Annotated in this window: 22 protein-coding genes; 8 read left to right on the top strand and 14 right to left on the bottom strand. The window is 59.5% G+C overall.

The window, feature by feature from the left end:
* Positions 1-9 precede the first annotated feature (9 nt).
* The 3 genes from AWU82_RS23285 to AWU82_RS23275 are packed head-to-tail and all read left to right on the top strand — an operon-like array spanning position 10 to position 2,883.
* Positions 10-810, top strand: a complete 801-nt coding sequence (locus tag AWU82_RS23285; protein WP_064380730.1) for a carbohydrate ABC transporter permease — start codon at positions 10-12, stop codon at positions 808-810.
* Positions 811-820: 10 nt separating this feature from the next.
* Positions 821-1,093: a DUF2160 domain-containing protein gene (locus AWU82_RS23280; protein WP_039767461.1), complete on the top strand. Its 273-nt coding sequence runs from the start codon at positions 821-823 to the stop codon at positions 1,091-1,093.
* Between the two features lie 47 nt (positions 1,094-1,140).
* Entirely contained in the window at positions 1,141-2,883 is a 1,743-nt protein-coding gene (locus AWU82_RS23275) for an ABC transporter substrate-binding protein (RefSeq protein WP_064380728.1), read from the top strand.
* Between the two features lie 43 nt (positions 2,884-2,926).
* Here AWU82_RS23275 and AWU82_RS23270 read toward each other — a convergent pair whose 3' ends face one another.
* The 6 genes from AWU82_RS23270 to AWU82_RS23250 form a co-directional block, all read right to left on the bottom strand.
* Complete coding sequence (locus AWU82_RS23270; protein WP_064380727.1) at positions 2,927-3,805, bottom strand: alpha/beta fold hydrolase; 879 nt, start codon at positions 3,803-3,805, stop codon at positions 2,927-2,929.
* Positions 3,802-4,752 (bottom strand): class I SAM-dependent methyltransferase, encoded by a 951-nt coding sequence (locus AWU82_RS23265; RefSeq protein ID WP_064380725.1) that lies wholly within the window; start codon positions 4,750-4,752, stop codon positions 3,802-3,804. Before AWU82_RS23265 ends, AWU82_RS23270 begins: the two co-directional genes overlap by 4 nt.
* Entirely contained in the window at positions 4,749-5,972 is a 1,224-nt protein-coding gene (locus AWU82_RS23260) for a YcaO-like family protein (protein WP_064380723.1), read from the bottom strand. The genes AWU82_RS23265 and AWU82_RS23260 overlap by 4 nt, the downstream gene beginning before the upstream one ends.
* Positions 5,973-6,022: 50 nt before the next feature.
* Positions 6,023-6,151, bottom strand: coding sequence for a hypothetical protein (locus AWU82_RS29355; protein WP_256576142.1), 129 nt, complete (start codon positions 6,149-6,151; stop codon positions 6,023-6,025).
* A 373-nt stretch (positions 6,152-6,524) separates the two neighbouring features.
* On the bottom strand, positions 6,525-7,934 hold the full coding sequence (locus AWU82_RS23255) for a heavy metal sensor histidine kinase (RefSeq protein ID WP_064380721.1): 1,410 nt from the start codon (positions 7,932-7,934) through the stop codon (positions 6,525-6,527).
* Positions 7,931-8,605 carry a heavy metal response regulator transcription factor gene (locus AWU82_RS23250; protein ID WP_064380720.1) on the bottom strand — a complete coding sequence of 225 codons (675 nt, stop codon included), beginning with the start codon at positions 8,603-8,605 and terminating at the stop codon, positions 7,931-7,933. The genes AWU82_RS23255 and AWU82_RS23250 overlap by 4 nt, the downstream gene beginning before the upstream one ends.
* A 408-nt stretch (positions 8,606-9,013) precedes the next feature.
* Here AWU82_RS23250 and AWU82_RS23245 point away from each other — a divergent pair, with 408 nt between their 5' ends.
* From AWU82_RS23245 to AWU82_RS23225, 5 genes are all read left to right on the top strand, one after another.
* Positions 9,014-10,261: a TolC family protein gene (locus AWU82_RS23245; RefSeq protein WP_064380718.1), complete on the top strand. Its 1,248-nt coding sequence runs from the start codon at positions 9,014-9,016 to the stop codon at positions 10,259-10,261.
* 49 nt (positions 10,262-10,310) lie between these two features.
* Positions 10,311-11,504: an efflux RND transporter periplasmic adaptor subunit gene (locus AWU82_RS23240; protein ID WP_064380715.1), complete on the top strand. Its 1,194-nt coding sequence runs from the start codon at positions 10,311-10,313 to the stop codon at positions 11,502-11,504.
* 15 nt (positions 11,505-11,519) lie between these two features.
* Positions 11,520-14,672 carry a CusA/CzcA family heavy metal efflux RND transporter gene (locus AWU82_RS23235; protein WP_064380712.1) on the top strand — a complete coding sequence of 1,051 codons (3,153 nt, stop codon included), beginning with the start codon at positions 11,520-11,522 and terminating at the stop codon, positions 14,670-14,672.
* A gap of 133 nt (positions 14,673-14,805) precedes the next feature.
* A complete protein-coding gene (locus AWU82_RS23230; protein ID WP_041475587.1) occupies positions 14,806-15,006 on the top strand; it encodes a co-regulatory protein PtrA N-terminal domain-containing protein in 201 nt (66 codons plus the stop codon).
* Between the two features lie 78 nt (positions 15,007-15,084).
* A complete protein-coding gene (locus tag AWU82_RS23225) occupies positions 15,085-15,417 on the top strand; it encodes a DUF2790 domain-containing protein (protein ID WP_064380710.1) in 333 nt (110 codons plus the stop codon).
* A 150-nt stretch (positions 15,418-15,567) separates the two neighbouring features.
* On the opposite strand, the gene AWU82_RS23220 is transcribed toward AWU82_RS23225, so the two are convergent.
* From AWU82_RS23220 to nuoI, 8 genes are all read right to left on the bottom strand, one after another.
* Positions 15,568-16,893: an OprD family porin gene (locus tag AWU82_RS23220; protein ID WP_064380707.1), complete on the bottom strand. Its 1,326-nt coding sequence runs from the start codon at positions 16,891-16,893 to the stop codon at positions 15,568-15,570.
* A 968-nt stretch (positions 16,894-17,861) separates the two neighbouring features.
* On the bottom strand, positions 17,862-18,548 hold the full coding sequence (locus tag AWU82_RS23215) for a hypothetical protein (RefSeq protein ID WP_223290653.1): 687 nt from the start codon (positions 18,546-18,548) through the stop codon (positions 17,862-17,864).
* A gap of 242 nt (positions 18,549-18,790) precedes the next feature.
* Complete coding sequence (nuoN, locus tag AWU82_RS23210; RefSeq protein ID WP_011334964.1) at positions 18,791-20,254, bottom strand: NADH-quinone oxidoreductase subunit NuoN; 1,464 nt, start codon at positions 20,252-20,254, stop codon at positions 18,791-18,793.
* A gap of 7 nt (positions 20,255-20,261) precedes the next feature.
* Positions 20,262-21,794 carry an NADH-quinone oxidoreductase subunit M gene (gene nuoM, locus AWU82_RS23205; protein WP_011334963.1) on the bottom strand — a complete coding sequence of 511 codons (1,533 nt, stop codon included), beginning with the start codon at positions 21,792-21,794 and terminating at the stop codon, positions 20,262-20,264.
* A gap of 39 nt (positions 21,795-21,833) precedes the next feature.
* Positions 21,834-23,687 carry an NADH-quinone oxidoreductase subunit L gene (gene nuoL / locus AWU82_RS23200; protein ID WP_064380706.1) on the bottom strand — a complete coding sequence of 618 codons (1,854 nt, stop codon included), beginning with the start codon at positions 23,685-23,687 and terminating at the stop codon, positions 21,834-21,836.
* Positions 23,684-23,992, bottom strand: coding sequence for an NADH-quinone oxidoreductase subunit NuoK (gene nuoK / locus AWU82_RS23195; RefSeq protein ID WP_003180046.1), 309 nt, complete (start codon positions 23,990-23,992; stop codon positions 23,684-23,686). The genes nuoL and nuoK overlap by 4 nt, the downstream gene beginning before the upstream one ends.
* Positions 23,993-23,995: 3 nt before the next feature.
* A complete protein-coding gene (nuoJ, locus tag AWU82_RS23190) occupies positions 23,996-24,496 on the bottom strand; it encodes an NADH-quinone oxidoreductase subunit J (protein ID WP_011334961.1) in 501 nt (166 codons plus the stop codon).
* 9 nt (positions 24,497-24,505) lie between these two features.
* Positions 24,506-25,054 (bottom strand): NADH-quinone oxidoreductase subunit NuoI, encoded by a 549-nt coding sequence (gene nuoI, locus AWU82_RS23185; protein ID WP_011334960.1) that lies wholly within the window; start codon positions 25,052-25,054, stop codon positions 24,506-24,508.
* Positions 25,055-25,059: the final 5 nt, after the last annotated feature.

The raw sequence follows: 25,059 nt of genomic DNA, 5'->3' as shown, positions 1-25,059 counted from the left end.
GGCCCGGCCATGAGCAAAAGAAAGCTGATTCCCCTGCTGCTCTACATCCTGTTCCTGCTGGTGCCGATCTACTGGCTGCTGAACATGTCGTTCAAGAGCAACACCGAAATCCTCGGCGGACTGACCCTTTTCCCACAGGATTTCACGCTGGCGAACTACAAGGTGATCTTCACCGACCCGAGCTGGTACACCGGCTATATCAACTCGCTGTACTACGTCAGTCTGAACACGGTGATTTCCCTGAGCGTGGCACTGCCGGCGGCCTACGCGTTTTCGCGCTACCGCTTTCTTGGCGACAAGCACCTGTTCTTCTGGCTGCTGACCAACCGCATGGCGCCGCCAGCGGTATTCCTGCTGCCGTTCTTTCAGCTGTATTCGTCGATCGGCCTGTTCGACACCCACATCGCCGTGGCGCTGGCGCACTGCCTGTTCAACGTGCCGCTGGCGGTGTGGATCCTCGAAGGTTTCATGTCCGGGGTGCCGAAGGAAATCGACGAAACCGCCTACATCGACGGCTACAGTTTTCCCAAGTTCTTCGTGAAGATCTTCATACCGCTGATCGGCTCCGGCATCGGTGTGACGGCGTTTTTCTGCTTCATGTTTTCCTGGGTCGAGCTGCTGCTGGCACGCACGCTGACTTCGGTGAACGCCAAACCGATCGCGGCGGTGATGACGCGCACGGTGTCGGCGTCCGGCATTGACTGGGGCGTACTGGCGGCGGCGGGGGTGTTGACTATTCTCCCCGGCATGCTGGTGATCTGGTTCGTTCGCAACCACGTGGCCAAGGGCTTTGCCCTGGGCCGGGTCTGAGGAACTGATGATGGAATGGATGAGCTGGACCGTCCCGACGGCGGCGTTTTTCATCGTGATCGGGTTGATCCTGGTGGGCATGACCACCTGGGAACTGCGCTCGCCGAGCATCTTGCGGCGAGGGTTTCTGCCGATTGCCACCACCCGTGGCGATCGCTTGTTCATCGGTCTTCTCGGCAGCGCCTACCTGCATCTGCTGGTAATCGGCGTGACCGACTGGAGCATCTGGGTAGCGTCCGCGTTGTCCCTGGTGTGGCTGTTGGCTGTGATGCGTTGGGGCTAGTCGAATCGCTCGGCAATCGTGCTCCGAAAACCTAACAGGAGGTCTCTATGTTCGATAAGAAAAATAAGCTGCGACATAGCATTTCATTGGCAGCCATGCTGGCACTCAGCGGTTTGAGCGCGTCCGCCTGGGCCGACGCCTACGAAGATGCCGCAAAAAAATGGATCGGCAGCGAGTTCAAACCGTCGACCCTGACGGCAGATCAGCAGCTCGAAGAGCTGAAGTGGTTCATCAAGGCGGCCGAGCCGTTTCGCGGGATGGACATCAAGGTGGTTTCGGAAACCCTGACCACCCACGAATATGAATCCAAGGTGCTGGCCAAGGCCTTCAGCGAAATCACCGGCATCAAGCTGACCCACGACCTGCTGCAGGAAGGCGACGTGGTGGAAAAAATGCAGACGGTGATGCAGTCGGACAAGAACATCTACGACGGCTGGGTCAACGACTCGGACCTGATCGGTACGCACTTTCGCTACGGCAAGACCGAATCGATCACCGACCTGATGGCCAACGAAGGCAAGAACTTCACCTCGCCAACCCTCGACATCAAGGACTTCATCGGCATTTCCTTCACCACTGCGCCGGACGGCAAGATCTATCAATTGCCCGACCAGCAGTTCGCCAACCTGTACTGGTTCCGCGCTGACTGGTTCGAGCGCGCCGACCTGAAAGCCAAGTTCAAGGAAAAGTACGGCTATGAACTGGGCGTACCGGTGAACTGGTCGGCCTATGAAGACATCGCCAAGTTCTTCAGCGAAGACGTCAAGGAAATCGACGGCAAACGCATCTACGGGCATATGGACTACGGCAAGAAAGACCCGTCTCTGGGCTGGCGCTTCACCGATGCCTGGTTCTCCATGGCCGGTGGCGGCGACAAGGGCATTCCCAACGGTTTGCCGGTGGACGAGTGGGGGATTCGCGTCGAGGATTGCCACCCGGTCGGGTCCAGCGTGACCCGCGGCGGCGACACCAACGGCCCGGCGGCGGTGTTCGCCACCACCAAATACGTCGACTGGCTGAAGAAGTACGCGCCACCGGAAGCGGCGGGCATGACCTTCTCCGAATCCGGCCCGGTGCCATCCCAAGGCAACATCGCCCAGCAGATCTTCTGGTACACGGCCTTCACCGCCGACATGACCAAACCGGGCCTGCCGGTGGTCAACGCCGACGGCACGCCGAAATGGCGCATGGCGCCGTCGCCGCGCGGACCGTACTGGGAAGAGGGGATGAAACTCGGTTATCAGGACGTGGGCTCGTGGACCTTCATGAAATCCACGCCTGAGAAACAGAAACTCGCGGCCTGGCTGTACGCGCAGTTCGTGACCTCGAAAACGGTTTCGTTGAAGAAAACCATCGTCGGCCTGACGCCGATTCGTGAATCGGACATCAACTCGCAAGCGATGACCGACCTGGCGCCGAAACTCGGTGGTCTGGTCGAGTTCTACCGCAGCCCGGCCCGTGTGCAGTGGACCCCGACCGGCACCAACGTGCCGGATTATCCACGCCTGGCACAACTGTGGTGGAGCCACATCGCCGAGGCCGCCAGCGGCGAGAAGACCCCGCAACAGGCCCTCGACGGTCTGGCCAAGGATCAGGACGCGATCATGACCCGTCTGGAACGCTCCAAGGCCCAAGCGGTGTGCGCTCCGAAAATGAACCCCGAGCGAGATGCGCAATACTGGTTCGACCAGCCGGGCGCACCAAAACCGAAACTGGCCAACGAGAAGCCGAAAGGCGAAACCGTGAGCTACAACGAACTGCTCAAGTCGTGGGAGGCGGCACGCAAATAAGGTTTTTTGCGGGACGGAACGGCACCTTCGGGTGCCGTTTTTTTTAGCCTTCGATTTCACGTTTCACCGCCCGACGCACTGCTTTGAGGATCGCATTTTCAAAGGCGTTGTGCCCGGCATGCAGCAGTCGGCAGTGGATGTTCATGCGTTGCCTGAGCCAGCGCACGCTGGCCATGCCATGGGTGTCGCGGATGCCCTGGATCAGCAGGGTGTTGTCGTCGAGGGTCAGGTATTCGTCCTTTGGTGTGAAGAAATAGTTTTGCAGGTGGTAATGCAGTTCGAGGCGGATCGCGAGCACCGCTTCCTGATCGACGAAACGCTCCAGGGTGTCGGGGCAAATGGTCTGTCCTGTGCGACGTAGAACAGCGTTCAACCATTCGATGGCGGCGCGGTGCTGCTGCGATGGACAGCCTTCGCCGAGGATCCGGTAGATGTCGCTGGCGCGTTGGCCGGGCGACATTTGAGCTGATTGCGCCAACCCGTCATTGAGCGCCTGATCGTATGCCCGGACGTTGGCGGCAAACGGCACGAACACCGAAACCAGTGTGCTTTTCAGCAGGTGCTGCGGGTAACGCTGTTGGTACTGGATCGCCAGCCAGCTGCCCCATGACACGCCCAGCACACTGATTTTTTCGAAGCCGAAATGCTGGCGCAGGGCATCGATGTCTTCGACACACAGCCCGGTAGTGTTGTCCCGCAGCTCGCCGTAAGGCGTCGAGCGCCCGCAACCCCGTTGATCAAACAGGATGATGTCGAACCGACCCGGTTCGAAGAACTGCAGATGGTGACGACTGATTCGTCCGCCGGGGCCGCCATGGAGGAAAAACACGGGTTCGTGTCCCGGAGCACCATGTCGTTCCCAATAGAGTTGATGGCCGTCGCCGGTCGGGTAATAACCTCGGCTGTGCAGGGAAAAACTCATGGCGCCGAAACCGTCAGACGATAGAACTGGAACAGCTCGACCTGCCCCGGCCGCGCCGCGACACTGGATTCAAGTTTCAGGTGGTGGATGGAGGCAAGCCAGGTGACCGGAATCAGCACCGGGGTGTGACCGAAGACGAGGATCGTACCGCCGGGCTTGATGCAGCGGATCAGTGACTCGAATGCGGTTTGGGCCTCACGACGGGTCAAGACTTCGGCGTTGAGGAAACGCAGGATCAAGACATCGCAGCGAATCCCGGAATCGAAAGCTTCACTCGCCTCCAGCACATCGAACTCGACGGATGTCCCGCTGTGCCAGCGCTTGGCGTGTTCGATCATCGAGGCCGAACGATCACTGCCCAGGCACAGACAGTCGGGCAGGGCGCGGGCGAGGTGGGCAATGAACGCGCCGGTCGAACAGGCCGGGTCGTAAATCAGCGCGCCTTTTTCAGTGATGGCCTGGAGCAGCCCGGCGCAGTATTCGCGCAAGTGCTGCTCGTCAGTGTTCAGCTGTTCGGCCAGTGATGCGTTGCATTGCCAGAAGTCTGCGGGGCAGACCGCTTCCCTGCCTGTCTCATCCAGCAGTGGAAAGGGAAACAGGATCTCGCTGTCAGCCTGATGCAAGGCGTGCTCGAAGAACTGCGCTTTGTCTGCGGGGGAAGCGGTCCGATAGCCGATCGACAACCCGTCATCACCCCACAATGAATGCAGATGCGGGCCAAACAACATGCCGGGTTTGAGCGCGCTGCCGGTCTGCCATCGGAAATGCCGGTCACGTTGCAGGAGCTTGCGGCCAACCCAGAGTTCATCGTTCACCCGCAGAAAAAAAATGTGATGCAGTCCGCTGCCTCGCGGTTCGAAGTAGTGGCCAACAGCGCCGTTCTCGTTGAGGTAAAGGCGCATGGATCGGGCCAGTGTCAGCTCCCGGTTGCGATCGGGTCGGTTCATGGGGCGGGCCTCTCCAGCGTACGGCCCCGGGCTTGCGGGACGACCACGTTACCGCTGGAGACCACGAAGAAGCGTTCCAGTCCGGGGATCACCACGTTGAGCAGGGTCGTGCCGAGCTCGGTTCGCTGCAGGACGGCGGCACCGAGCGTACGGCCATGAATCCGCAGGTCTTGGGTCAGCAAGTGCAGTTGATTGTCCACCGACAGGTCTTTAGCGGAATCCGGCAGATTCACTTCGTGTTGAACGCAGCGATGCAGCAGCGTCTGCGGATCGAACTGCGCACAGCGCAGCAGGCGCGGGAAGGGCTGCAGGTTGCGCAGCGCATTGGCCAGTGTCTGGCGGTATTCAGGTTCGGCGGCACTCAGTTGCAACTGCACCAGTTCAGTGAGCGCCCGCCACGCAGCATGGCGTGGGTCGAGAGAGCTGCCGCTGCCGAATACCGGTGGGTTAGAGCCCGGCTTCGTGGTGAAGGCCAGAAAGGTCCGCACCTTGAACTCGGTACTGATATCCACCAGCACGATTTCGCCGTCGATTTCCTGTTCGGCATCGGTCCATAGACGACCGAGTTCGTCCTTTTCCGTGAGACGCGCCACCCGTCGCAGTGGCGGATGGTTCTGATAGTAAAAATGGTTGAGCAGAAACAACGACACGGCATCGCGTTCGATGCACTCGTTGGCGGCGTGCAGCAGCGCTTCGTTGTAAGTGGCGCCAATCGCGGTGCCGCTGTTGCTGGCGTAGCGCTGTACGGCGCGGCAGTCCGCCATGCCCGGTGACGAGGGCAAGCGTGTGCCGTTCGGCGAGGTCAGCGCCACCGGATAGGAAAACCGGTCATGCCACGGCGGACAGACATAGGTCCGGCAACTGATGCGCACGTTCTGCTGGCACGTGAGCCTTTGCAGAAGCGAGTCATCGGCAAACATCGGCGTGTCTTTGAAATAGCGTTCAGTCTCTTCGTGAACATCGCAGGTGCAGAGCTTATCCGTCCAATAGTGCTCAAGCGCTTCATAAAGCGCGCCCAGGTGCGCCTGATCTGCATAGCCCTTGCCAAAGCCGCGGGCATGGCGGTTGTCGCTGCCCTGAAGACTCGCCTGGACGGCAACCACTTTGCTGCCTAGGGTGCGGGTGTGCGGTGTGAGCCCCAGGCGTGAAATTTCGGTATGAATACGCCGTTCTGCCTGATCGGCCGTGAGCTCTCGCTCGACCAACGTTGTCTTGTCCATGATTCCCTTCCCGCAAAGCCCGCGATGGCGCAAGGCCCCCGCGGGGTCTGTCACTCGGCGTTGAGTTCCGCCCGTTCTTCTTCGGTCAGTTGCAGGGCTTCGATCTGCTCTGCCGAGGGTGCTTCCTGCTCTTCAAGTTCATCGATCTGGTTGGCGTTCCAGCTGCCCATGTAGCCCATGATGTTGCTCCTTGGTTGTCGTTTGGGAGTGCTGTGGCAAGCACGAGCCGAATCTAAAAGGGCGGTGACGGCGGGGTCAAAAATGTCCGGACGTTTCCAGTCGCGGCTTTCGGCGGTATCGAAATACGTACTGATAAAGCGTGAATTGACGCCGCGAGGACGTGTTTCTGAGGGGGCAGCACTGCGTTGCAACGGGCGAGCCACGCGAAAGGAATCAGCGGTTTGAGGCGTTCTGTCTTTTGCCGCTGTCAGACATTTCAGCGCAGGGACGACGCAAATTCGTGCTGAAGGATTTACGGGGATGGATGCAGCACTTGTGCGGCGATTTTTCCCATGAGGTTTGAGAAAACACCGCACAAATCGGCTTGAAGGTTCAGTGCCGGTCCGGGTGCGTCACGGGAAACACCAGACTGAATATCGTCATCGCCCCCGGTCGGCTTTGAACCTGCGCAGAGCCTTGATGCAAGGTCATGATCGAGTGCACGATGGCCAGTCCCAGACCGGTACTGCCCTGTGACCGGGTGCGGCTGCTGTCGACCCGGTAAAAACGGTCGAACAGATACGGCAGGTGCTGCGCTTCGATGCCCGCACCGGGATTGCTCACCCGCAATGACACCTCGTTCGGCGCCTGTTCGATGAACAGCGAAACGGTCTTGCCGGACGGGCAGTGGCGCAGGGCATTGGACAGCAGATTGGAAATCGCTCGCTGAATCATCAGCCGGTCGCCCGACACCTGAGCGCTGCCGAAGACCTTCAGGTCGATCTGTTTTTCCTGCGCCGACAGAGAAAACAGTTCGGCCACCCTGGACGCCTCTTCTTCCAGCGCAATCGGCTCAAACGAGGCGTGCGCCGCAGGCTGGCTGGCCTGGGCCAGGAACAGCATGTCCGAGACAATCCGCGCGACCCGCTCCAGCTCTTCGGTGCAAGACACCAGAACGTTGGTGTATTCGTCGACCGAGCGCTCGCGCGACAGCGTCACCTGGGCCTTGCCCATCAGGTTGTTGATCGGCGTGCGCAGTTCGTGGGCCAGGTCGTCGGAGAACTGCGACAACTGCTGCACGCCGCTGTCCAGTCGATCGAGCATGACGTTGATGCCCTGCGCCAGTTCGCTGAGTTCCTGGGGCATGTTCAGCACCGACAACCGGTGATCGAGATCCTGCGTCGTCACTCGCGCCGCCACTTTGCGAAACTCTCGTAACGGTGCCAGCCCTCGCTGCACGGCGCCCCAGGCGGTCAAGCCGATGAACACCAACAGCAACGGCAAAGCCATCAACGTCGAGCGCAAATAGGCGCTGAGCAAGGCCTGATCGTGGGCGTTATCCATCGACAGCAGGACCGGTACGCTGCTGCCGTCCTTGAGGCGAATCAGCTTGGAGACGGTGAGAAACTTCGCGCCTTCGGCATCGGCGCTGTCGGTATGGGTCAACTGATCGGTCGTCGCCCGTACCGCCTTTAACTCAACCCGTGGATCGGTCAGGCCCGAACCGGACTTGAGCAGCGGGGTGCGCAGGTTGTTCAGGTCATAAATAGTCAGGGTCAGGTTGTCGTGCCCCATGACCTGATCGAGCAGAATGTGCGGCTTGGCGCTGATCTCGCCGGTGTCGAAGTACAGCGTCAGGCTGTGCTCGACCTGTTCCAGCTTCTTTTCCAGGCTGTCGCGCGATAGCGCGTTCAGCTCGTGCGTCAGGGCGAAATACGCGAGGATCGCCAGGAACACCACCAGCAGCGCGCCGAGAATGCTGACCGTCAGACCCAGCCGCAGCGACAGGCTTGCCGGCTTCATTCCCGCGCCTCCAGCACATAGCCGACGCCGCGCAGGGTGTGGATCAGTTTGCTGTCGAACGGGTCGTCGATCTTCGCCCGCAAGCGACGGATCGAAACTTCGACCACGTTGGTGTCGCAGTCGAAATTCATGTCCCACACCAGCGAGATGATCTGGGTGCGGGTCAGCACTTCGCCGGACTGGCGCATCAGCAGGTGCAGCAGGGCGAACTCCTTGGTGGTCAGGTCGATGCGCTGGGTGCCGCGAAAGGCCCGGTGACGGCCCGGATCAAGTTCCAGATCGGCGACCTTGAGCACCTGTGGCACCGGGATGTTTTCACTGCGCCGCATCAACGTACGCACCCGCGCCAGCAGTTCCGGAAACTCGAACGGCTTGACCAGATAATCATCGGCGCCCAGATCCAGACCCCGGATCTTGTCCGCCAGCCGCCCGCGTGCGGTGAGCATCATCACTCGCGTGGAATGGGTGCGACGCAGTTGTTCCAGCACGCTCCAGCCGTCGAGTTCCGGCAGGTTCACATCGAGGATGATCAGGTCATAAACCTGTTGTTGCGCCAGGTGCAAACCATCTGCGCCATTGATGGCGTGATCAACGATATAACCACTTTCGGTCAGGCCCTGATGCAAGTATTCGGCAGCTTTAAGCTCGTCCTCGACGACAAGGATTCGCATGATGTTTCACCACTTTTAATGAATGGGTATTTAACTAAGTGAGTCTGGAAGTTGCAGTTTTTACAGGGACTTCCTGACGGACTTTGGAACTGAGTGGCGTGCACGGTAAAGGCTGTAGTGGCTACAGAGTCAACGCATGAGCCCTTTAAATCGGCCATCCGCGACAGCCTGTCGCAGCGAAATGGTCGGTTTTTGATGACTTCCATTTCGGCAAGTGCTGTTCGGCGGATAACTAACGCGCATTTGTTTCTATCTATTGCAACAAACTCATTAGAACTTCGAATCCTAGAGCAAAACAACTTCGATAAGCCGTGGATAACGGATTTGTAATGTTCACGTCACCTTGTCGATAAGTTCAAAACCCTACCGTGGCGCCATCAACGATTCTTGATTGAAGGAAGCCTTCCATTGCCCGGTTTAATTGAACTGACGGCGCGATCACGCCTGAAAAAAACCGCCAGCGGCCTGTTGTTGCTGGCTTGTACCAGCCTTGCCAGTGCATCGACTTTGACGCTGGATCAGGCGTTGCAAACCGCCTTCGCCAGCAACCCGGAGCTGGCCGCCGCGCAGTGGGAAATCGGCATTGCCGACGGTGACCGCAAGCAGGCCGGGCTGATCCCCAACCCCGAGGTGTCGTGGGAGGCCGAAGACACCCGGCGTGAATCACGCACCACCACGGTGATGCTCAGCCAGCCGATCGAGCTGGGCGGCAAGCGCGGCGCGCGGATTGATGTGGCGAGTCGTGCGCAGGATGCCGCCGGCATCGAACTGGAGCGCAAGCGCAACGCACTGCGCGCCGACGTGCTTCAAGCGTTCAACGGCGCGCAGACCGCGCAGCAACGTTTGCAACTGGCCCGGCAGTCGCTGCAACTCGCCGAGCACGGTTTGCGTGTGGCGCAGGGGCGGATAGAGGCGGGCAAGTCGTCGCCGGTGGAAGGCACGCGGGCGCAAGTGCAGCTTTCGGAAGTGCGCCTGGAATTGAGCCGCGCCGAGCGTGATCAGGCCAATGCGTACCAGCAATTGGCCCAGGTCATGGGCGCACCGTTGCCGACCTCGACCACGGTGCAGACCGCAACTCAAAGTCTGTCCAGCGTACCGCCGTCCACCCGTTTGCTTGAGCGTCTGAACGAAACAGCGGAGCTGCGGCTGGCCAGGTTGCAGATCGACCAGCGGGAAGCGTCGCTGGGGTTGGAAAAGTCCCAGCGGATTCCCGATCTCACCGTCAGCATCGGCAGCCAGTACAGCGAAACCGAGCGCGAGCGGGTCAACGTGGTCGGGCTGTCGATGCCGATTCCGCTGTTCAACCGCAATCAGGGCAACGTGCTGGCGGCGGCGCGGCGTACCGATCAGGCGCGGGACCTGCGCAACGCCACCGAACTGCGCTTGCGCACGGAAATCCAGACCACGCTCGCGCAATGGCAGACCGCCAACGGCGAAATCCAGGCATTCGACCGAACCATCCTGCCCGCCGCGCAAAGTGCGGTGGACAGCGCCACCCGCGGTTTCGAAATGGGCAAGTTCGGCTTCCTCGACGTGCTCGATGCTCAGCGCACATTGATCGCCGCTCGCAGCCAATACATCCAGGCGGTGAGCGAGGCGACCGACGCCCGGGTCCGCATCGAACGCATCTTCGGCGACCTCAGCGCCAACCCTTGAATTTCAACGTTCTGATTACTGCGCGATGGTTTGGCGCAGAGGAGTTTGCATGGACAAAAAACTGATCGTGGTTGCTGCGGCGACCTTGGCGCTGGGCATTGGCATCGGCTCGATGTGGAGCGGCAATGCGTCTGTCGATGCGCATGCCGATGAAGCGGCGGAACACGCCGACCATGCCGAAGAAGGCTCCGCCGCTGACGGCGGGCACGACGAAGAAGGGCACATCGAATTGACGGCCGAGCAGATCGCGGCGGCGGGGATTCAACTGGCCGCCGCCCAGGCGCAGAACTTCAGCCTTGGTCTGTCGTTCCCCGGCGAAGTGCGCTTCGACGAAGACCGCACCGCGCATGTGGTGCCGCGTGTGCCGGGCGTGGTCGAGTCGGTGTCGGTCAACCTCGGACAGTCGGTGAAGAAAGGCCAGTTGCTGGCCGTGATCGCCAGTCAGCAGATCTCCGATCAGCGCAGCGAGCAGGCAGCCGCGCAACGCCGTCTGGCCCTGGCCCGCACGACGTTCGAGCGCGAGAGGAAACTGTGGCAGGACAAGATCTCCGCCGAGCAGGATTTTCTCCAGGCGCGCCAGGCTCTGGAAGAAGCCGAGATTGCGGTGAGCAATGCCCGGCAAAAGATCAGCGTGCTCAGTGGCAGCGTGGTTGCCACCGGTGGCAATCGCTATGAACTGCGCGCGCCGTTCGATGGCGTGGTGGTGGAAAAACACCTGACACCAGGGGAGGTGGTCGACGAAACAACGGCAGCGTTCACACTCTCGGATCTGTCGCGGGTGTGGGTCACGTTCGGCGTTTCGCCCAAGGACCTGAACAAGGTGCAAGTGGGCAAACCCGTCACCGTCAGCGCGGCGGAGTTGAACGCCGAAGTCAGCGGCACCGTGGCCTACGTCGGCAGCCTGCTCGGCGAACAGACCCGTACCGCGACCGTGCGCGTCACCCTGGAAAACCCGCAAGGCTCCTGGCGCCCGGGCCTGTTTGTCACCGCGCTGGTCGCTACCGACAGCCGCCAGGCCAAAGTCGCCGTACCGGAAACCGCAATCCAGACCGTCGAGGACAAGCCCACGGTGTTTGTGCGCACCGACGACGGCTTCAAGGCGCAAGCCGTGGAGCTGGGCAGTCGCGCGGCAGGCCAGGTTGAAGTCATCGCCGGACTGGAACCGGGCGTGCAAGTCGCCAGTGCCGGCAGCTTCGTCCTCAAATCGGAGCTGGGCAAAGCCTCGGCCGAGCACAGTCATTAATCGCGGAAGACTCCCATGTTCGAACGCCTGATCCAGTTTGCCATCGAGCAGCGCATCATCGTGCTGCTCGCCGTTCTGCTCATGGCCGGCCTCGGCATCGCCAGCTATCAGAAACTGCCGATCGACGCCGTGCCCGATATCACCAACGTCCAGGTGCAGATCAACACCGGCGCGGCCGGGTTCTCGCCGCTGGAAACCGAGCAGCGCATCACCTTTCCGATTGAGACCGCGATGGCCGGCCTGCCCGCGCTGGAGCAAACCCGCTCGCTGTCGCGCTCGGGCTTGTCCCAGGTCACGGTGATCTTCAAGGACGGCACCGATCTGTTCTTCGCCCGGCAATTGGTCAACGAACGATTGCAGTCCGCCAAGGAGCAGTTGCCCGAGGGCGTGGAAGCGGTGATGGGGCCGATTTCCACCGGGCTCGGCGAGATCTTCTTATGGACGGTCGAGACCAAGGAAGGCGCGCTGAAAGAGGACGGCACGCCCTACACGCCGACCGACTTGCGGGTGATTCAGGACTGGATCATCAAGCCGCAACTGCGCAACGTCCCCGGCGTGGCGGAGATCAACACCATCGGCGGTTTTGCCAAGGAATATCAGATCGCGCCCGATCCGAAAAAACTCGCGGCCTACAAACTGACCCTCACCGATCTGGTGACGGCGCTGGAGCGCAACAACGCCAACGTTGGCGCCGGGTACATCGAGCGCAGCGGCGAGCAATTGCTGATTCGCGCACCGGGCCAGGTAGCGAGCACCGAAGACATCGCCAACATCGTCATGGCCAACGTCGACGGCACGCCGATCCGGATCAAGAACGTCGCCTCCGTGGACATCGGCCGCGAACTGCGCAGCGGCGCCGCCACGGAAAATGGACGTGAAGTGGTGCTCGGCACGGTGTTCATGTTGATCGGTGAAAACAGCCGCACGGTTTCCCAGGCCGTCGCCGCCAAGCTCGAACAGATCAACAAGTCGTTGCCCGCCGGCGTGATCGCGGTGCCGGTGTACGACCGCACGCATCTGGTCGACAAAGCCATCGCCACGGTGAAGAAAAACCTCGTCGAAGGCGCGATTCTGGTGATCGCTATCCTGTTTCTGTTCCTCGGCAACATTCGCGCTGCGCTGATCACGGCGATGGTGATTCCGCTGTCGATGCTGTTCACCTTCACCGGCATGTTCAGCAACAAGGTCAGCGCCAATCTGATGAGCCTCGGCGCGCTGGACTTCGGCATCATCGTCGACGGCGCGGTGGTGATCGTCGAAAACACCCTGCGACGACTGGCCCATGCGCAGCAGCATCACGGACGGCTGTTGACGCGATCCGAACGTTTCCATGAAGTGTTTGCGGCAGCGAAAGAGGCGCGGCGACCGCTGATTTTCGGCCAGTTGATCATCATGGTGGTGTACCTGCCGATCTTCGCCCTGAGTGGCGTCGAGGGGAAAATGTTCCACCCGATGGCGTTTACCGTAGTCATCGCGTTGCTTGGCGCCATGCTCTTGTCCGTGACCTTTGTGCCGGCGGCGATTGCGCTGTTCGTGACCGGCAAGGTCAAGGAAGAAGAGGGCGTGGTGATGCGCGGCGCGCGTCGCGTTTATGCGCCGACGCTGAACTGGGTGATGTCGCATCGTTCTGTTGCCGTGGGGGCGGCGTTGGCTGTGATTGTGCTCAGTGGCGTGGTCACCAGCCGCATGGGCAGCGAGTTTGTGCCGAGTCTCAGCGAGGGCGATTTTGCCTTGCAGGCGCTGCGCGTGCCGGGCACCAGCCTGACGCAATCGGTGGACATGCAGCAGCGGCTGGAAACGTTGATCCTGGCCAAAGTGCCCGAGGTTGAGCGCGTGTTCGCCCGCACCGGCACTGCGGAAATCGCCTCTGACCCGATGCCGCCGAACATCTCCGACAGCTACGTGATGCTCAAACCGAAGGAGCAATGGCCGGACCCGGGCAAGTCTCGCGAAACCCTGATGGCCGAACTGCAACAGGCCGCGGCAACGCTGCCGGGCAGTAACTATGAACTGTCGCAGCCGATCCAGTTGCGCTTCAACGAACTGATTTCCGGCGTGCGTAGCGACGTGGCGGTCAAGGTGTTCGGTGATGACATGGACGTGCTCAACGCCACGGCGGCGAAGATTGCCGTCGCGATGCAGAAGGTCAACGGCGCGTCCGAGGTCAAGGTCGAGCAAACCAGCGGTCTGCCGGTGCTGACCATCAATATCGACCGCGACAAGGCCGCGCGTTACGGGCTCAACGTCGGCGATGTGCAGGACACCATTGCGGTGGCCGTCGGTGGACAGAAGGCCGGGACGCTGTACGAAGGTGATCGTCGATTCGACATGTTGGTGCGCTTGTCCGACGCCATGCGCAAGGACATCGACGGGTTGTCGGCACTGTTGATTCCGGTGCCGGCGGCAGGTGGCGATGCTTCCAGTCAGATCGGCTTCATTGCGCTGAAGGACGTTGCCAGCCTCGATCTGGTGCTGGGGCCGAATCAAGTCAGCCGTGAGAACGGCAAGCGCCTGGTGATCGTCAGCGCCAACGTGCGTGGGCGCGACATCGGTTCTTTTGTCGCCGAGGCGGGCGATGCGATCGAGCGCGACGTGCAGGTGCCGGCAGGTTACTGGACCACCTGGGGCGGGCAGTTCGAGCAACTGCAATCGGCGGCCAAGCGCTTGCAGATCGTGGTGCCGGTGGCGTTGCTGCTGGTGTTCGGGTTGCTGTTCATGATGTTCAACAACCTCAAGGACGGCTTGCTGGTGTTCACCGGGATTCCGTTTGCGCTGACTGGCGGGGTCATGGCGTTGTGGCTGCGGGACATTCCGCTGTCGATCTCGGCGGGTGTCGGGTTTATCGCGCTGTCCGGTGTGGCGGTGCTCAACGGGCTGGTGATGATCGCGTTCATTCGCAACTTGCGGGAGGACGGGCGTTCGCTTGCCGAGGCGATTCACGAAGGTGCGCTGACGCGATTGCGCCCGGTGCTGATGACGGCGTTGGTGGCGTCCCTGGGCTTCATTCCGATGGCCCTGGCGACCGGCACCGGTGCCGAGGTGCAGCGCCCGCTGGCGACTGTGGTGATTGGCGGGATCCTGTCCTCGACCATTCTCACGTTGCTGATTCTGCCGGCGTTGTATCAGCTGGCGCATCGTCGGGACGAGGAAGCGTCTACGGCTGCCTAGTCACTTTTGCCTCAACAACAGGCCCGCCAATGCGGGCCTTTCTACATAACGGATATGTAATTTCGGCGCCACCGTCACGAAAGGTTCGGATTGTTACCTTGATCCCGTCAGTGACTTGAATGAGGAATCAATGATGAAACTTGCACAGATTGGCGCGTTTGCCGTGGCTCTGATGATGTCTTCCCTGGTGTTGGCCGAAGGTGGCGGCGACCGCACTTTCGAAAAAATGATGGCTGCCAATGGCCGCTCGATGGAAGTTTTTGCCGCAAAGGAAAAGGCCCGTGATCCGGTCGTCGTGAATGACAAGAAGGACGACAAGACCCAAGACCTGTAAGCGTGCTGCCAGTGAATGAGCCCGTCATCGCGCATCGATGGTGGGCTTTTTTATGAGTTTGTTTTGAAGGAGATGGATATGAAGCTTCTCAAGTGGATGGCGTTCACCAGTGTCATGGCCATGTCCGTGAATGCGCTGGCCGAAGGCGGTGGCGACAGAACGTTTGACCGGGCGCTCAGCGCCAATGCAAAAGCCATGGAGCAGTACGCGGCCAGTCAGGGCAAAGCGGCGCCGGTGGTCAAGGCATACGAGTACGGAATGAAGCTGGATGTGAAGAAGGTGGTCAGCGTTGTCCGGCCAAAGAATGAATGCGCTGTGGTGCCGGCTGCGATGACTTATGAGGACTCCAAGGGGCAGCTCAATACGGTCACTTACAACGTGATGGGGAATTGTCGTCAGCAGGGTGGCTGACGCTAATCCCGGCTGAAGCGCCCGGTTCATGTGCAGTGAGTCGGGCTTTTTTTCGGGCGTAAAAAAAGGCGTCCCGAAGGACGCCAAAGATTCACCTCTTACCAAAGGAGCAAGGAGCTTCTAAAGGTGAATGGGCATTGCTCGTGAAACTCAGAGAATCGCCAGCGGGTATTCGACGATCACCCGCACTTCATCCAGATCCGATTCGAACGCGGTGGCGCGGGTAGTGGCCTGGCGCAGACGCAGCGACAGGTCTTTCATCGAACCGCTCTGCACCACGTATTTGACTTCGATGTCACGCTCCCAGCGCTTCTGGTCAGTCAGCGGATTGCCCTCGGCATCGCGGCGCATGTACACGGCGTTGGCGTTGGAATAGTCAGCGTCAGTGCCGCGTGCATAACGGCTCATGAACGACAGGCCCGGCACGCCATAGGTGGTCATGTCGAGGTCGTAGCGCACCATCCACGAACGCTCTTTCGGCGAGTTGAAGTCGCTGTACTGAATGGAGTTGTCGAGGAAGATCGAGTCGGACTGACGCAGGTAATCGAAGTCATCATTGCCGTTGTTGCGCTGGTGGGAGAGGGCGACGGAGTGGGCGCCGAGCTTCACGCCGACGCGGCCGCTCCAGATGTTGTTGTCGAACTCGCCGAGCAACTGTTTGCCCTCGTCGACCGCCTTGTAGTAATTCAGGCCGCCGAACAGCGACAGGTCATCCGACAGCGGATACGTCCAGGCGGTGCCGGCGTAGTACTGGTTCCAGGCATCTTTGAGGCGGCTGGAGTACAGGCTGAAACTCAGATTTTTGTTCAGCGCGTAATCGCCGCCGCCGTAAGCAATCCACGGCGAATTGACCGGGCCGGCATAGAAAGTCGCGAAGTTCTCGCGCAAGTCGCTGGACACAGGTTGGCTCATCGCATGCAACCGGCCGCCCTGGATCGACAGGCCTTCGACGCTGGTGTTGGTCGCCGTCACACCGCGAAAGCTTTCCGGCAGCAATCGTGAATCGCCCGCCGCGACCACCGGGTTGGTCGGGAACACATCACCGACTTTCACCACGGTATCGAAAGCGCGCACTTTGGCGGCTCCACCAACCTTGGTGTATTCGTCCCGTGCTTCACCGTCACTGTTGACCGGCAATACATCGAACGAACTGCGGCCGCCGTTGCGGCCGTCTCCGGTATCTAGCTTCAGGCCGATCATCGCAAAAGCATCAACCCCGACCCCGACGGTGCCCTGGGTGAAACCGGATTCGAACTTGCCGATGATGCCGTGGGCCCAGGCTTCAGAATAACCATTGCCCGTGGGACTGGACTGGCCGTTGCGGTGGTCACGGTTGAAATAGAGGTTACGGTTGAGCACCGTCAGGCTGCTGCCTTCGATAAACCCTTCGGGTTTTTCTTCTGCAAACACCGTGGACGGCCCGGCGCCGACAACCACTGCCAGAGCGGCCATCGACATTTTTGTGTTGTTAACCATCAATCACTCCTTGGGTTCGGCAGAACGGGAACGAGCTTCGGCGTGGGTTTTATTGTTCGAACGGGCAAGGGCCCGCCGGGAGAGTCGCCGGGTGACATCGTTGCAGGCTGCGGATAACGCGGAGGTGATGGGGGAATTACGATTTTGTCAGGTGGGGTGGAGTCGAAACTCACACACAGGGTGGATCTGATTGTTCCATGTATGCAGATGTTCGTTTCTACCGTTCGAAGCTATCCAGCACGTCTTCTGGCAGAGAGGTATCGATGTCATTGGGAAGTGTGAGTTTGCCCTTCATGGTTCCGATCCGTTGGGCGCGCGTTTTTTTCAAGGTGACTTTGTCTTTACGTTCATCGGCTAACGCCTCGAGGCCGTCCATCAACTCTGAAAAAATATCTCGGTTCGTGGTTCGCCATCTCCTTCAGAAAATTGATCTTCGAATTTACTGGTAAATGGCTCCTTTCAAATGTCATACATTGCCCAGTGACTTGCAGGGAAACGCCTAAAGAGCAGATGGCATCTACGATAAAAGGATCGCTATCTTCGGTTGCGTCCATCAGGGGTGTCAGAGTTTTTTGAAATGAAATACCAAAAAACAAAACGGCATCCGAAGAAGCCGTTTTTTTTGAGTGGTAGATCATGACCGAATGGTTTCGATTGATGGTCATCTATTATCTAGCGCTATTTCCTTTCTATTTATAACTCTCTCGTTGACAACACGGCGTACCACTGGTGCAGAGGGCTTTTTTGGTGGTGTCGGTCTGGTCTCATTTACTGGTTTGGACGGGCCGTTGGTCGCTTTCATTTCTGATTCCTATTGGGACCGCCGTTAACATCGTCGTACGTCTTTCTGGATGGTGGAACAGACGGTTTTACAGGTGCTTGGGGCAGAGCTTTTTGTTCGCTCAATGCTGGTTTATTGGGTTCGCTCAATTTTTCCGCCCCTTTTTGAAGAACTATATTTTCGAGGATTATAGTCCTTTTTTCAGGTCTGCTACCGCGTCAGATCTAGAGTCATTTAACAGCTGAGTTTTTAAAGCGGCGATTTGATCTCCTACATATGTATCTTTTATTGCAAAATTTTTCCTGGGAGAGGAGGTATCCATGTCAAAGAGAACAAATAGCAAGCTGCCTATAGCGAGGGGAATACAGGCCATCAGAAAAGTTGAAAGTGCTTTAAACACCCAGCGGGATCGCTCTTCGTTGACTAGGGCGTTATGTGTAGAACAGCTAATGTAAGTGTTTGATATAAAGCTAACGGTTTCTTTGGCTGGGTTGATTAAGGGTATTTGTTCGTGTTGAGCTACTTGGGCGTTATATTTGGCAAGCTCATCGTTGTACTCTATTTGACTTTCGTAGTATTCCTTGATTTTTTCTGCATATGGCATTCTGTTGAATTCAGAGCCGCTAAAAGCTTTGCAATTGAAATATGTGGATATTGCTGAAATTATTAAAGTTGTTGCTGCGAGGAAAGAAATAACATATGCAATCTTGGGGTTGAACGTGAAGTCTAGAAATCGCGCGAGATAGATTGTTGCTGAAGCAAGAGCGAATATTGCTGTAAATATTATTTGGGTTTTTATTGAAATGCTGTTTTTTATCTCTTCTTCATATGCATACATTTTTTCGTAAGTGGTATGTATGTTGTGAATATTCAATATGATTTCCCTGTGTCCTGTCGATCGGCCAGTGCATTCAATGTGCCTGCGAAGCTGCTTTATCCCGCTCACACACGATAGCTCCAAGAACCGAATACGGGCTGTAGGACGAAACCGACAATTCAGCGGGAGCTTTCTGGAGTTTAAGCAGGAAGGGGCAGGACACTCGTAATGGATTCCCAAGACGCAAAAACGGCACCCGAAGGTGCCGTTTCTGTTTGTAGCCAGCTATCGCTGAGCGATCAGCCCGCCAGGCCCGATTGCTGGACCAGGGTCAGCAGCGGTTGTGGGTAGACGCCGAGGAAGAACGCAACCACAGCGATCGCCAGCAGCATCACGCCGCCTGCTTTCTGTTCCCAGTGCAGTTGGGCGTCGTGGCGGCGCAGGTTTGGTTCGATCAGGTACAGGGTGACCATCACGCGCAGGTAGTAGAAGACGCCGATGGCGCTGCCCAGTACCAGGGAACCGACCAGCCACCATTGGTGCGACTCGACACCGGTAGCAATGATGTAGAACTTGCCGATGAAGCCTGCAGTCAGCGGGATACCGGCCAGGGACAGCATCATCACGGTCAGTACGGCGGTCAGGTACGGACGGCGCCAGAACAGGCCGCGGTATTCGTACAGCGCGTCTGCGTCACGGCCGTTGTACGGCGAGGACATCAGGGTGATCACACCGAAGGCGCCGAGGCTGGTGATCACGTAGGTCACCAGGTACACGCCGATGGCTTCCACCGCCAGGCCCTTGCTCGCCACCAGTGCGATCAGCAGGTAGCCGAAGTGCGCGATGGACGAGTAACCGAGCAGACGCTTGAGGTTGCTCTGGGTCAGGGCCAGCAGGTTACCGAACAGGATCGAGGCAATGGCGATGATGGTCAGCACGTTGCTCAGTACGCCACTGCTTGCGGCAGGGGAGATCTGGAACAGACGAACCATGACCGCGAACACAGCCACTTTCGACGCGGTGGCGAGGAACGCGGCCACCGGTGCCGGAGCACCTTCGTACACGTCCGGCGTCCACAGGTGGAACGGTACCAGCGACAGCTTGAACGCCAGACCGATCAGCATCATGCCCAGGCCCAGTTGCGCCAGCGAGCTTGGCAGACCGGTCGCGGCCAAAGCCTGACCGATACCGACGAAGCTCAGCGAACCCGAGTCTGCGTACAGCAGCGCCATACCGAACAGCAGGAACGCGGAACCGGCGGCCGACAGCACCATGTATTTGATGCCGGCTTCCAGCGAACGCTTGTTGAAGAAGGCGTAGGCCACCAGACCGTAGACCGGCACCGACAGCAGTTCCAGACCGATGAACAGGCCGGCCAGGTGCTGCGCGCTGACCAGAACCAGGCCACCGGCGGCAGCCATCAGGATCAGCAGGTACAGTTCTTCACGGTTGCCCGGGTAACCCGAACCGCCATCGCCGAGGTAGGCGTGGGCGAGGGTGACGCAGGCGAGGGTGGCGACCAGGATCAGCGCCATGTACAGGCAGGCAAAGGTGTCGATCTGCAGCAATGGAGTCACGGCCAGAGGCGCGACTTTCAGTGCCGGCAGGATCGACAGCAAGGCCAGGTTCAGACCGGCCACCGAAATCAGGAAGGTCTGCGAGTGGTTGCGGCGCCAGGCGATTGCCAGCATCACCACGATAATGGTGAGGCTGGTGATCAACAGTGGCGCAAGCGCAATAAAGTGTTGAATCGTGAATTCCATAGCGCTCTTACCGGGCCGAAGCGAGTTGAGTGAAGGCGGTGCCGAGCCACTGCTGCACGCCATGCATCGTGGCGGCAGAAGTGTCGAGGAACGGTTGCGGGTAGACGCCGAGGTAAATCAGCAGTACCGCAAGGCCCAGCACCATGATCAGTTCGCGACCGTCCATGCCGTGCAGGATCGAATCCGATTTGGACGGACCGAAGTAAGCGCGGTGGATCATGATCAGCGAGTAGACCGAACCGAACACCAGACCGGAGGTGGCAATCGCGGTGATCCAAGGAGCACTGGCGAACGTACCGATCAGGATCAGGAACTCGCCGACGAAGTTACCGGTGCCCGGCAGACCCAGAGAAGCGGCTGCGAAGAACAGGCTGATCGCCGGCAGGTAAGCGATACGCGACCACAGACCGCCCATCTCACGCATGTCACGCGTGTGCAGACGCTCGTACAGCTGACCGCTGAGGATAAACAGTGCAGCGGCCGACAGACCGTGCGCCAGCATCTGGATCACGGCGCCTTGCAGTGCGAGTTGGCTGCCGGAGTAGATGCCGATCAGTACGAAGCCCATGTGGGAAACGGACGAGAAGGCGATCAGACGCTTGATGTCGGTTTGCGCGAAAGCGAGGAACGCACCGTAGAAGATCCCGATCAGACCGAGGGTCATGGCGATCGGCGCGAACTCGGCCGAGGCGTTCGGGAACAGCGGCAGGGCGAAACGCAGCAGACCGTAGGCCGCGGTTTTCAGCAAGATACCGGCGAGGTCGACGGAACCTGCAGTCGGCGCCTGGGCGTGAGCGTCAGGCAGCCAGGAGTGGAACGGAACCACGGGCAGCTTGACCGCGAAGGCGATGAAGAAGCCGAGCATCAGAATGTACTCGGTGGTCATCGACATCTTGGTCTTCAACAGATCGGCGTAGTTGAAGGTGATCACGCCGGTGCTGTTGTAGTTGACCAGGACCAGACCGAGGATCGCCACCAGCATGATCAGGCCGGAAGCCTGGGTGAAGATGAAGAACTTGGTCGCGGCGTAGATACGGGTTTTCTTGCCGTCCGAAGAACTGTGACCCCAGAGCGCGATGAGGAAGTACATCGGCACCAGCATCATTTCCCAGAAGAAGAAGAACATGAACAGGTCGAGGGCGAGGAACACGCCGACAACGCCGCCCAGGATCCACATCAGGTTCAGGTGGAAGAAGCCAACGTGACGTTGAATCTCTTTCCACGAGCAGAGTACCGACAGGATACCCAGCAGACCGGTCAGCAGGATCATCAGCAACGACAGGCCGTCGAGGGCCAGGTGCACGTTGATGCCGAAGCGCTGGATCCAGACGTGCTTGAACTCAAGCGCCCAGGTCGGATCGGCGCCAGGTGCCGGTGCAAATGAATAGTCACCGTGGGCCCACAGCCAGAGGCCGAGGGCGAGTTCCAGGGTCATGGTCAACAGCGCAATCCAGCGGGGGAGGGTGGCGCCGAAGCGCTCACCCAGCCAGCACAGCAGGCCGCCGATGAAGGGGATCAGGATTAGCCAAGGCAGAATCATGACGGGCTCGTTTCCTTTCGCAAATTCGCAAGGTTCATATCAGACCGCTACCAGCACGACAGCGCCGATGACCAACACGGCACCAGCAGCCATCGAAGCAGCGTACCAACGCAGTTGACCGGTTTCGGTACGGCTCAGGGCGGTGTGACCCCCCTTGGCCATGCGCGGGATCAGACCGATGGTCTGGTCGAGCGGGTCTTTGCGCAGCATGTGGCTGATCGCAAGGTACGGCTTGACGAACAGTTTGTCGTAGATCCAGTCGAAGCCCCAGGCAGCGAACCACCAGGCCGAAAGGAGACGGCCGATGCCGCTGTTGGCGATCGCGGTCACGAAGCGACGCTTGCCAAGGAACAGCAGGGCCGCCAGCAGGATACCGGCCAGGGCGATGGCGCCCGAGGCGATTTCCAGACTGTGCTTGGCTTCGCCACCGGCATGGCCAACGCTCTCGGGCAGTACGCCATGCAGCGGTGGAACGATCATGGCGCCGACGAAGGTCGACAGCACGATCAGCACCGACAGTGGCAGCCAGTGAGCGATGCCGTGACCGGCGTGGGCTTCGGTCTTGGCTTCACCGTGGAACGCGATGAAGATCAGGCGGAAGGTGTACAGCGACGTCATGAATGCGCCGACCAGACCTGCGTAAAGCAGACCGTGGTTGCCGCTGGCGAACGCTTCCCAGAGGATTTCGTCCTTGGAGTAGAAACCTGCGGTCACCAGTGGCAGGGCGGCCAGAGCGGCACCACCGACGATGAAGCTGGCGTAGGCCAGCGGCAGTTTCTTCCACAGGCCGCCCATCTTGAAGATGTTCTGCTCGTGGTGGCAGGCAACGATCACCGCACCGGAAGCAAGGAACAGCAGGGCCTTGAAGAAGGCGTGGGTCATCAGGTGGAAGATCGCGCCTTCCCAGGCGCCAACGCCCAGCGCCAGGAACATGTAGCCGATCTGGCTCATGGTCGAGTAGGCGAGGATACGTTTGATGTCGGTTTGCACCAGTGCGGCGAAACCGGCCAGTACCAGGGTCACACCGCCGACGATGCCGACCAGGTGCAGAATGTCCGGCGCCAGGGCGAACAGACCGTGGGTACGGGCGATCAGGTAGACACCGGCAGTCACCATGGTTGCGGCGTGGATCAGTGCCGAAACCGGGGTAGGGCCGGCCATCGCGTCCGCAAGCCAGGTTTGCAGCGGCAGTTGAGCCGATTTACCGACCGCACCACCCAGCAGCATCAGGGTTGCCAGCACGATCCAGAAATCGCCGACCTTGAAGTGCTCAGGCGCCTTCACCAGCAGTTCCTGGACGTTCAGCGTGCCCAGTTGCTGGAACAGGATGAACAGGCCGATTGCCATGAACACGTCGCCGATACGGGTGACGATGAAGGCTTTCAGTGCGGCGTTACCGTTGTTGCGGTTGCTGTAGTAGAAACCGATCAACAGGTACGAGCACAGGCCCACGCCTTCCCAACCGAAGTAGATGAACAGCAGGTTGTCGCCCAGGACCAGGAACAACATGCTGGCGATGAACAGGTTGGTGTAGGCGAAGAAGCGCGAGTAACCGGCTTCACCGCGCATGTACCAGGAGGCGAACAGGTGGATCAGGAAACCCACGCCGACCACCACACCGAGCATGGTCACGGACAGACCATCCAGGTACAGGGCGAAGTTCGGCTGGAAGCCTTCCACCGAGATCCATTTCCACAGTACGTGGACGTATACGCCACCTTCCGGTGGAGCGACGTTGAACTGCCAGATCACGTAGGCCGCGACGATGGCAGACAGGCCGATGGAGCCGACACCGATCAGCGCCGACAGGTTTTCCGAGAGGCGGCCGCGCGAGAACGACAGCAACAGGAATCCGATCAGAGGGAATACGAAAGTCAGAAAGAGTAGGTTCATCCGCGCATCTCACTGGCAGCGTCGATATCGAGCGTGTGGAAGCGGCGATACAGTTGCAGCAGGATCGCCAGGCCAATACTGGCTTCGGCGGCTGCAAGGCTGATCACCAGGATGAACATGATCTGTCCATCCGGTTGCGCCCAGCGGGCGCCCGCAACGATGAAGGCCAGTGCAGAGGCGTTCATCATCACTTCCAGACTCATCAACACGAACAAAATGTTGCGGCGGACCATCAGGCCGACCAGACCAAGGCAGAACAGGATGCCGGCAACCGCCAGACCATGTTCGAGAGGGATAGCAGGCATGTCTTACTCCTTCGCCTCGTTACGGCCCAAATGGAACGCCGTGACGGCTGCAGCGAGCAGCAGCATCGAGGCGAGTTCGACCACCAGCAGGTACGGACCGAACAGGCTGATGCCCACGGCTTTCGCGTCCACGGTGGTTTGACCGATGGCCTGACCGCTCTGGTGAGCGAACAGCACATACAGCAGTTCGGCCAGCAGCAGGGCGGCGAGAATCACCGGTCCTGCCCAGATGCCGGGCTTGAGCCAGGTGCGTTCCTGCTGAACCGAGGCAGGCCCCAGGTTCAGCATCATCACCACGAACACGAACAGCACCATGATGGCGCCGGCGTAGGCGATCACTTCCAGCACGCCGGCGAACGGTGCGCCGAGTGCGAAGAAGGTCATGGCCACGGCGATCAGCGAAATGATCAGGTAGAGCAGGGCGTGCACAGGATTGGTGTTGGTGACCACACGCAATGTGGACACAACAGCGATACCCGATGCGAAATAGAAAGCGAATTCCATCGTTCTTCCTTAAGGCAGCAAGCTCTTCACGTTGATCGGCTCGGCTTCGTTTTGTGCGGCGCCTTTCGGCTTGCCCGCAACGGCCATACCTGCAACACGATAGAAGTTGTAATCAGGGTTTTTGCCGGGGCCGGAGATCAGCAGATCTTCTTTCTCGTACACCAGGTCCTGACGTTTGAACTCGGCCATCTCGAAATCCGGGGTCAGCTGGATCGCGGTGGTCGGGCAGGCTTCCTCGCAGAGACCGCAGAAAATGCAGCGCGAGAAGTTGATACGGAAGAAGTCCGGGTACCAGCGACCGTCTTCGGTTTCAGCTTTCTGCAGCGAGATGCAACCCACCGGGCACGCCACGGCGCACAGGTTGCAGGCTACGCAGCGTTCTTCGCCATCGGGGTCGCGGGTCAGGACGATGCGGCCACGGTAGCGTGGCGGCAGGTAGACCTGCTCTTCCGGGTATTGCAGGGTGTCGCGCTTGCGAAAACCATGGCCGAAGACCATGACCAGGCTGCGCAACTGGGTACCGGTACCCTTAACGATGTCGCCAATATATTTGAACATGGGTC

The sequence above is a fragment of the Pseudomonas glycinae genome, assembly GCF_001594225.2.
GTDB classification, from domain to species: Bacteria; Pseudomonadota; Gammaproteobacteria; order Pseudomonadales; family Pseudomonadaceae; genus Aquipseudomonas; species Aquipseudomonas glycinae.
Note: the sequence above shows the minus strand (reverse complement) of the source record. Positions and strands in the feature narration are given on the sequence as shown.

Coding starts and splice junctions, on each gene's coding strand:
- AWU82_RS23230 (WP_041475587.1), top strand. CDS start 14,806: ATGAAACTTGCACAGATTGGCGCGTTTGCCGTGGCTCTGATGATGTCT.
- nuoK (WP_003180046.1), bottom strand. CDS start 23,992: ATGCCTGCTATCCCTCTCGAACATGGTCTGGCGGTTGCCGGCATCCTG.
- AWU82_RS23275 (WP_064380728.1), top strand. CDS start 1,141: ATGTTCGATAAGAAAAATAAGCTGCGACATAGCATTTCATTGGCAGCC.
- nuoL (WP_064380706.1), bottom strand. CDS start 23,687: ATGAACCTACTCTTTCTGACTTTCGTATTCCCTCTGATCGGATTCCTG.
- nuoN (WP_011334964.1), bottom strand. CDS start 20,254: ATGGAATTCACGATTCAACACTTTATTGCGCTTGCGCCACTGTTGATC.
- nuoI (WP_011334960.1), bottom strand. CDS start 25,054: ATGTTCAAATATATTGGCGACATCGTTAAGGGTACCGGTACCCAGTTG.
- AWU82_RS23280 (WP_039767461.1), top strand. CDS start 821: ATGGAATGGATGAGCTGGACCGTCCCGACGGCGGCGTTTTTCATCGTG.
- nuoJ (WP_011334961.1), bottom strand. CDS start 24,496: ATGGAATTCGCTTTCTATTTCGCATCGGGTATCGCTGTTGTGTCCACA.
- AWU82_RS23235 (WP_064380712.1), top strand. CDS start 11,520: ATGTTCGAACGCCTGATCCAGTTTGCCATCGAGCAGCGCATCATCGTG.
- AWU82_RS23285 (WP_064380730.1), top strand. CDS start 10: ATGAGCAAAAGAAAGCTGATTCCCCTGCTGCTCTACATCCTGTTCCTG.
- AWU82_RS23255 (WP_064380721.1), bottom strand. CDS start 7,934: ATGAAGCCGGCAAGCCTGTCGCTGCGGCTGGGTCTGACGGTCAGCATT.
- AWU82_RS23225 (WP_064380710.1), top strand. CDS start 15,085: ATGAAGCTTCTCAAGTGGATGGCGTTCACCAGTGTCATGGCCATGTCC.
- AWU82_RS23260 (WP_064380723.1), bottom strand. CDS start 5,972: ATGGACAAGACAACGTTGGTCGAGCGAGAGCTCACGGCCGATCAGGCA.
- AWU82_RS23250 (WP_064380720.1), bottom strand. CDS start 8,605: ATGCGAATCCTTGTCGTCGAGGACGAGCTTAAAGCTGCCGAATACTTG.
- AWU82_RS29355 (WP_256576142.1), bottom strand. CDS start 6,151: ATGGGCTACATGGGCAGCTGGAACGCCAACCAGATCGATGAACTTGAA.
- nuoM (WP_011334963.1), bottom strand. CDS start 21,794: ATGATTCTGCCTTGGCTAATCCTGATCCCCTTCATCGGCGGCCTGCTG.
- AWU82_RS23270 (WP_064380727.1), bottom strand. CDS start 3,805: ATGAGTTTTTCCCTGCACAGCCGAGGTTATTACCCGACCGGCGACGGC.
- AWU82_RS23265 (WP_064380725.1), bottom strand. CDS start 4,752: ATGAACCGACCCGATCGCAACCGGGAGCTGACACTGGCCCGATCCATG.
- AWU82_RS23240 (WP_064380715.1), top strand. CDS start 10,311: ATGGACAAAAAACTGATCGTGGTTGCTGCGGCGACCTTGGCGCTGGGC.
- AWU82_RS23220 (WP_064380707.1), bottom strand. CDS start 16,893: ATGGTTAACAACACAAAAATGTCGATGGCCGCTCTGGCAGTGGTTGTC.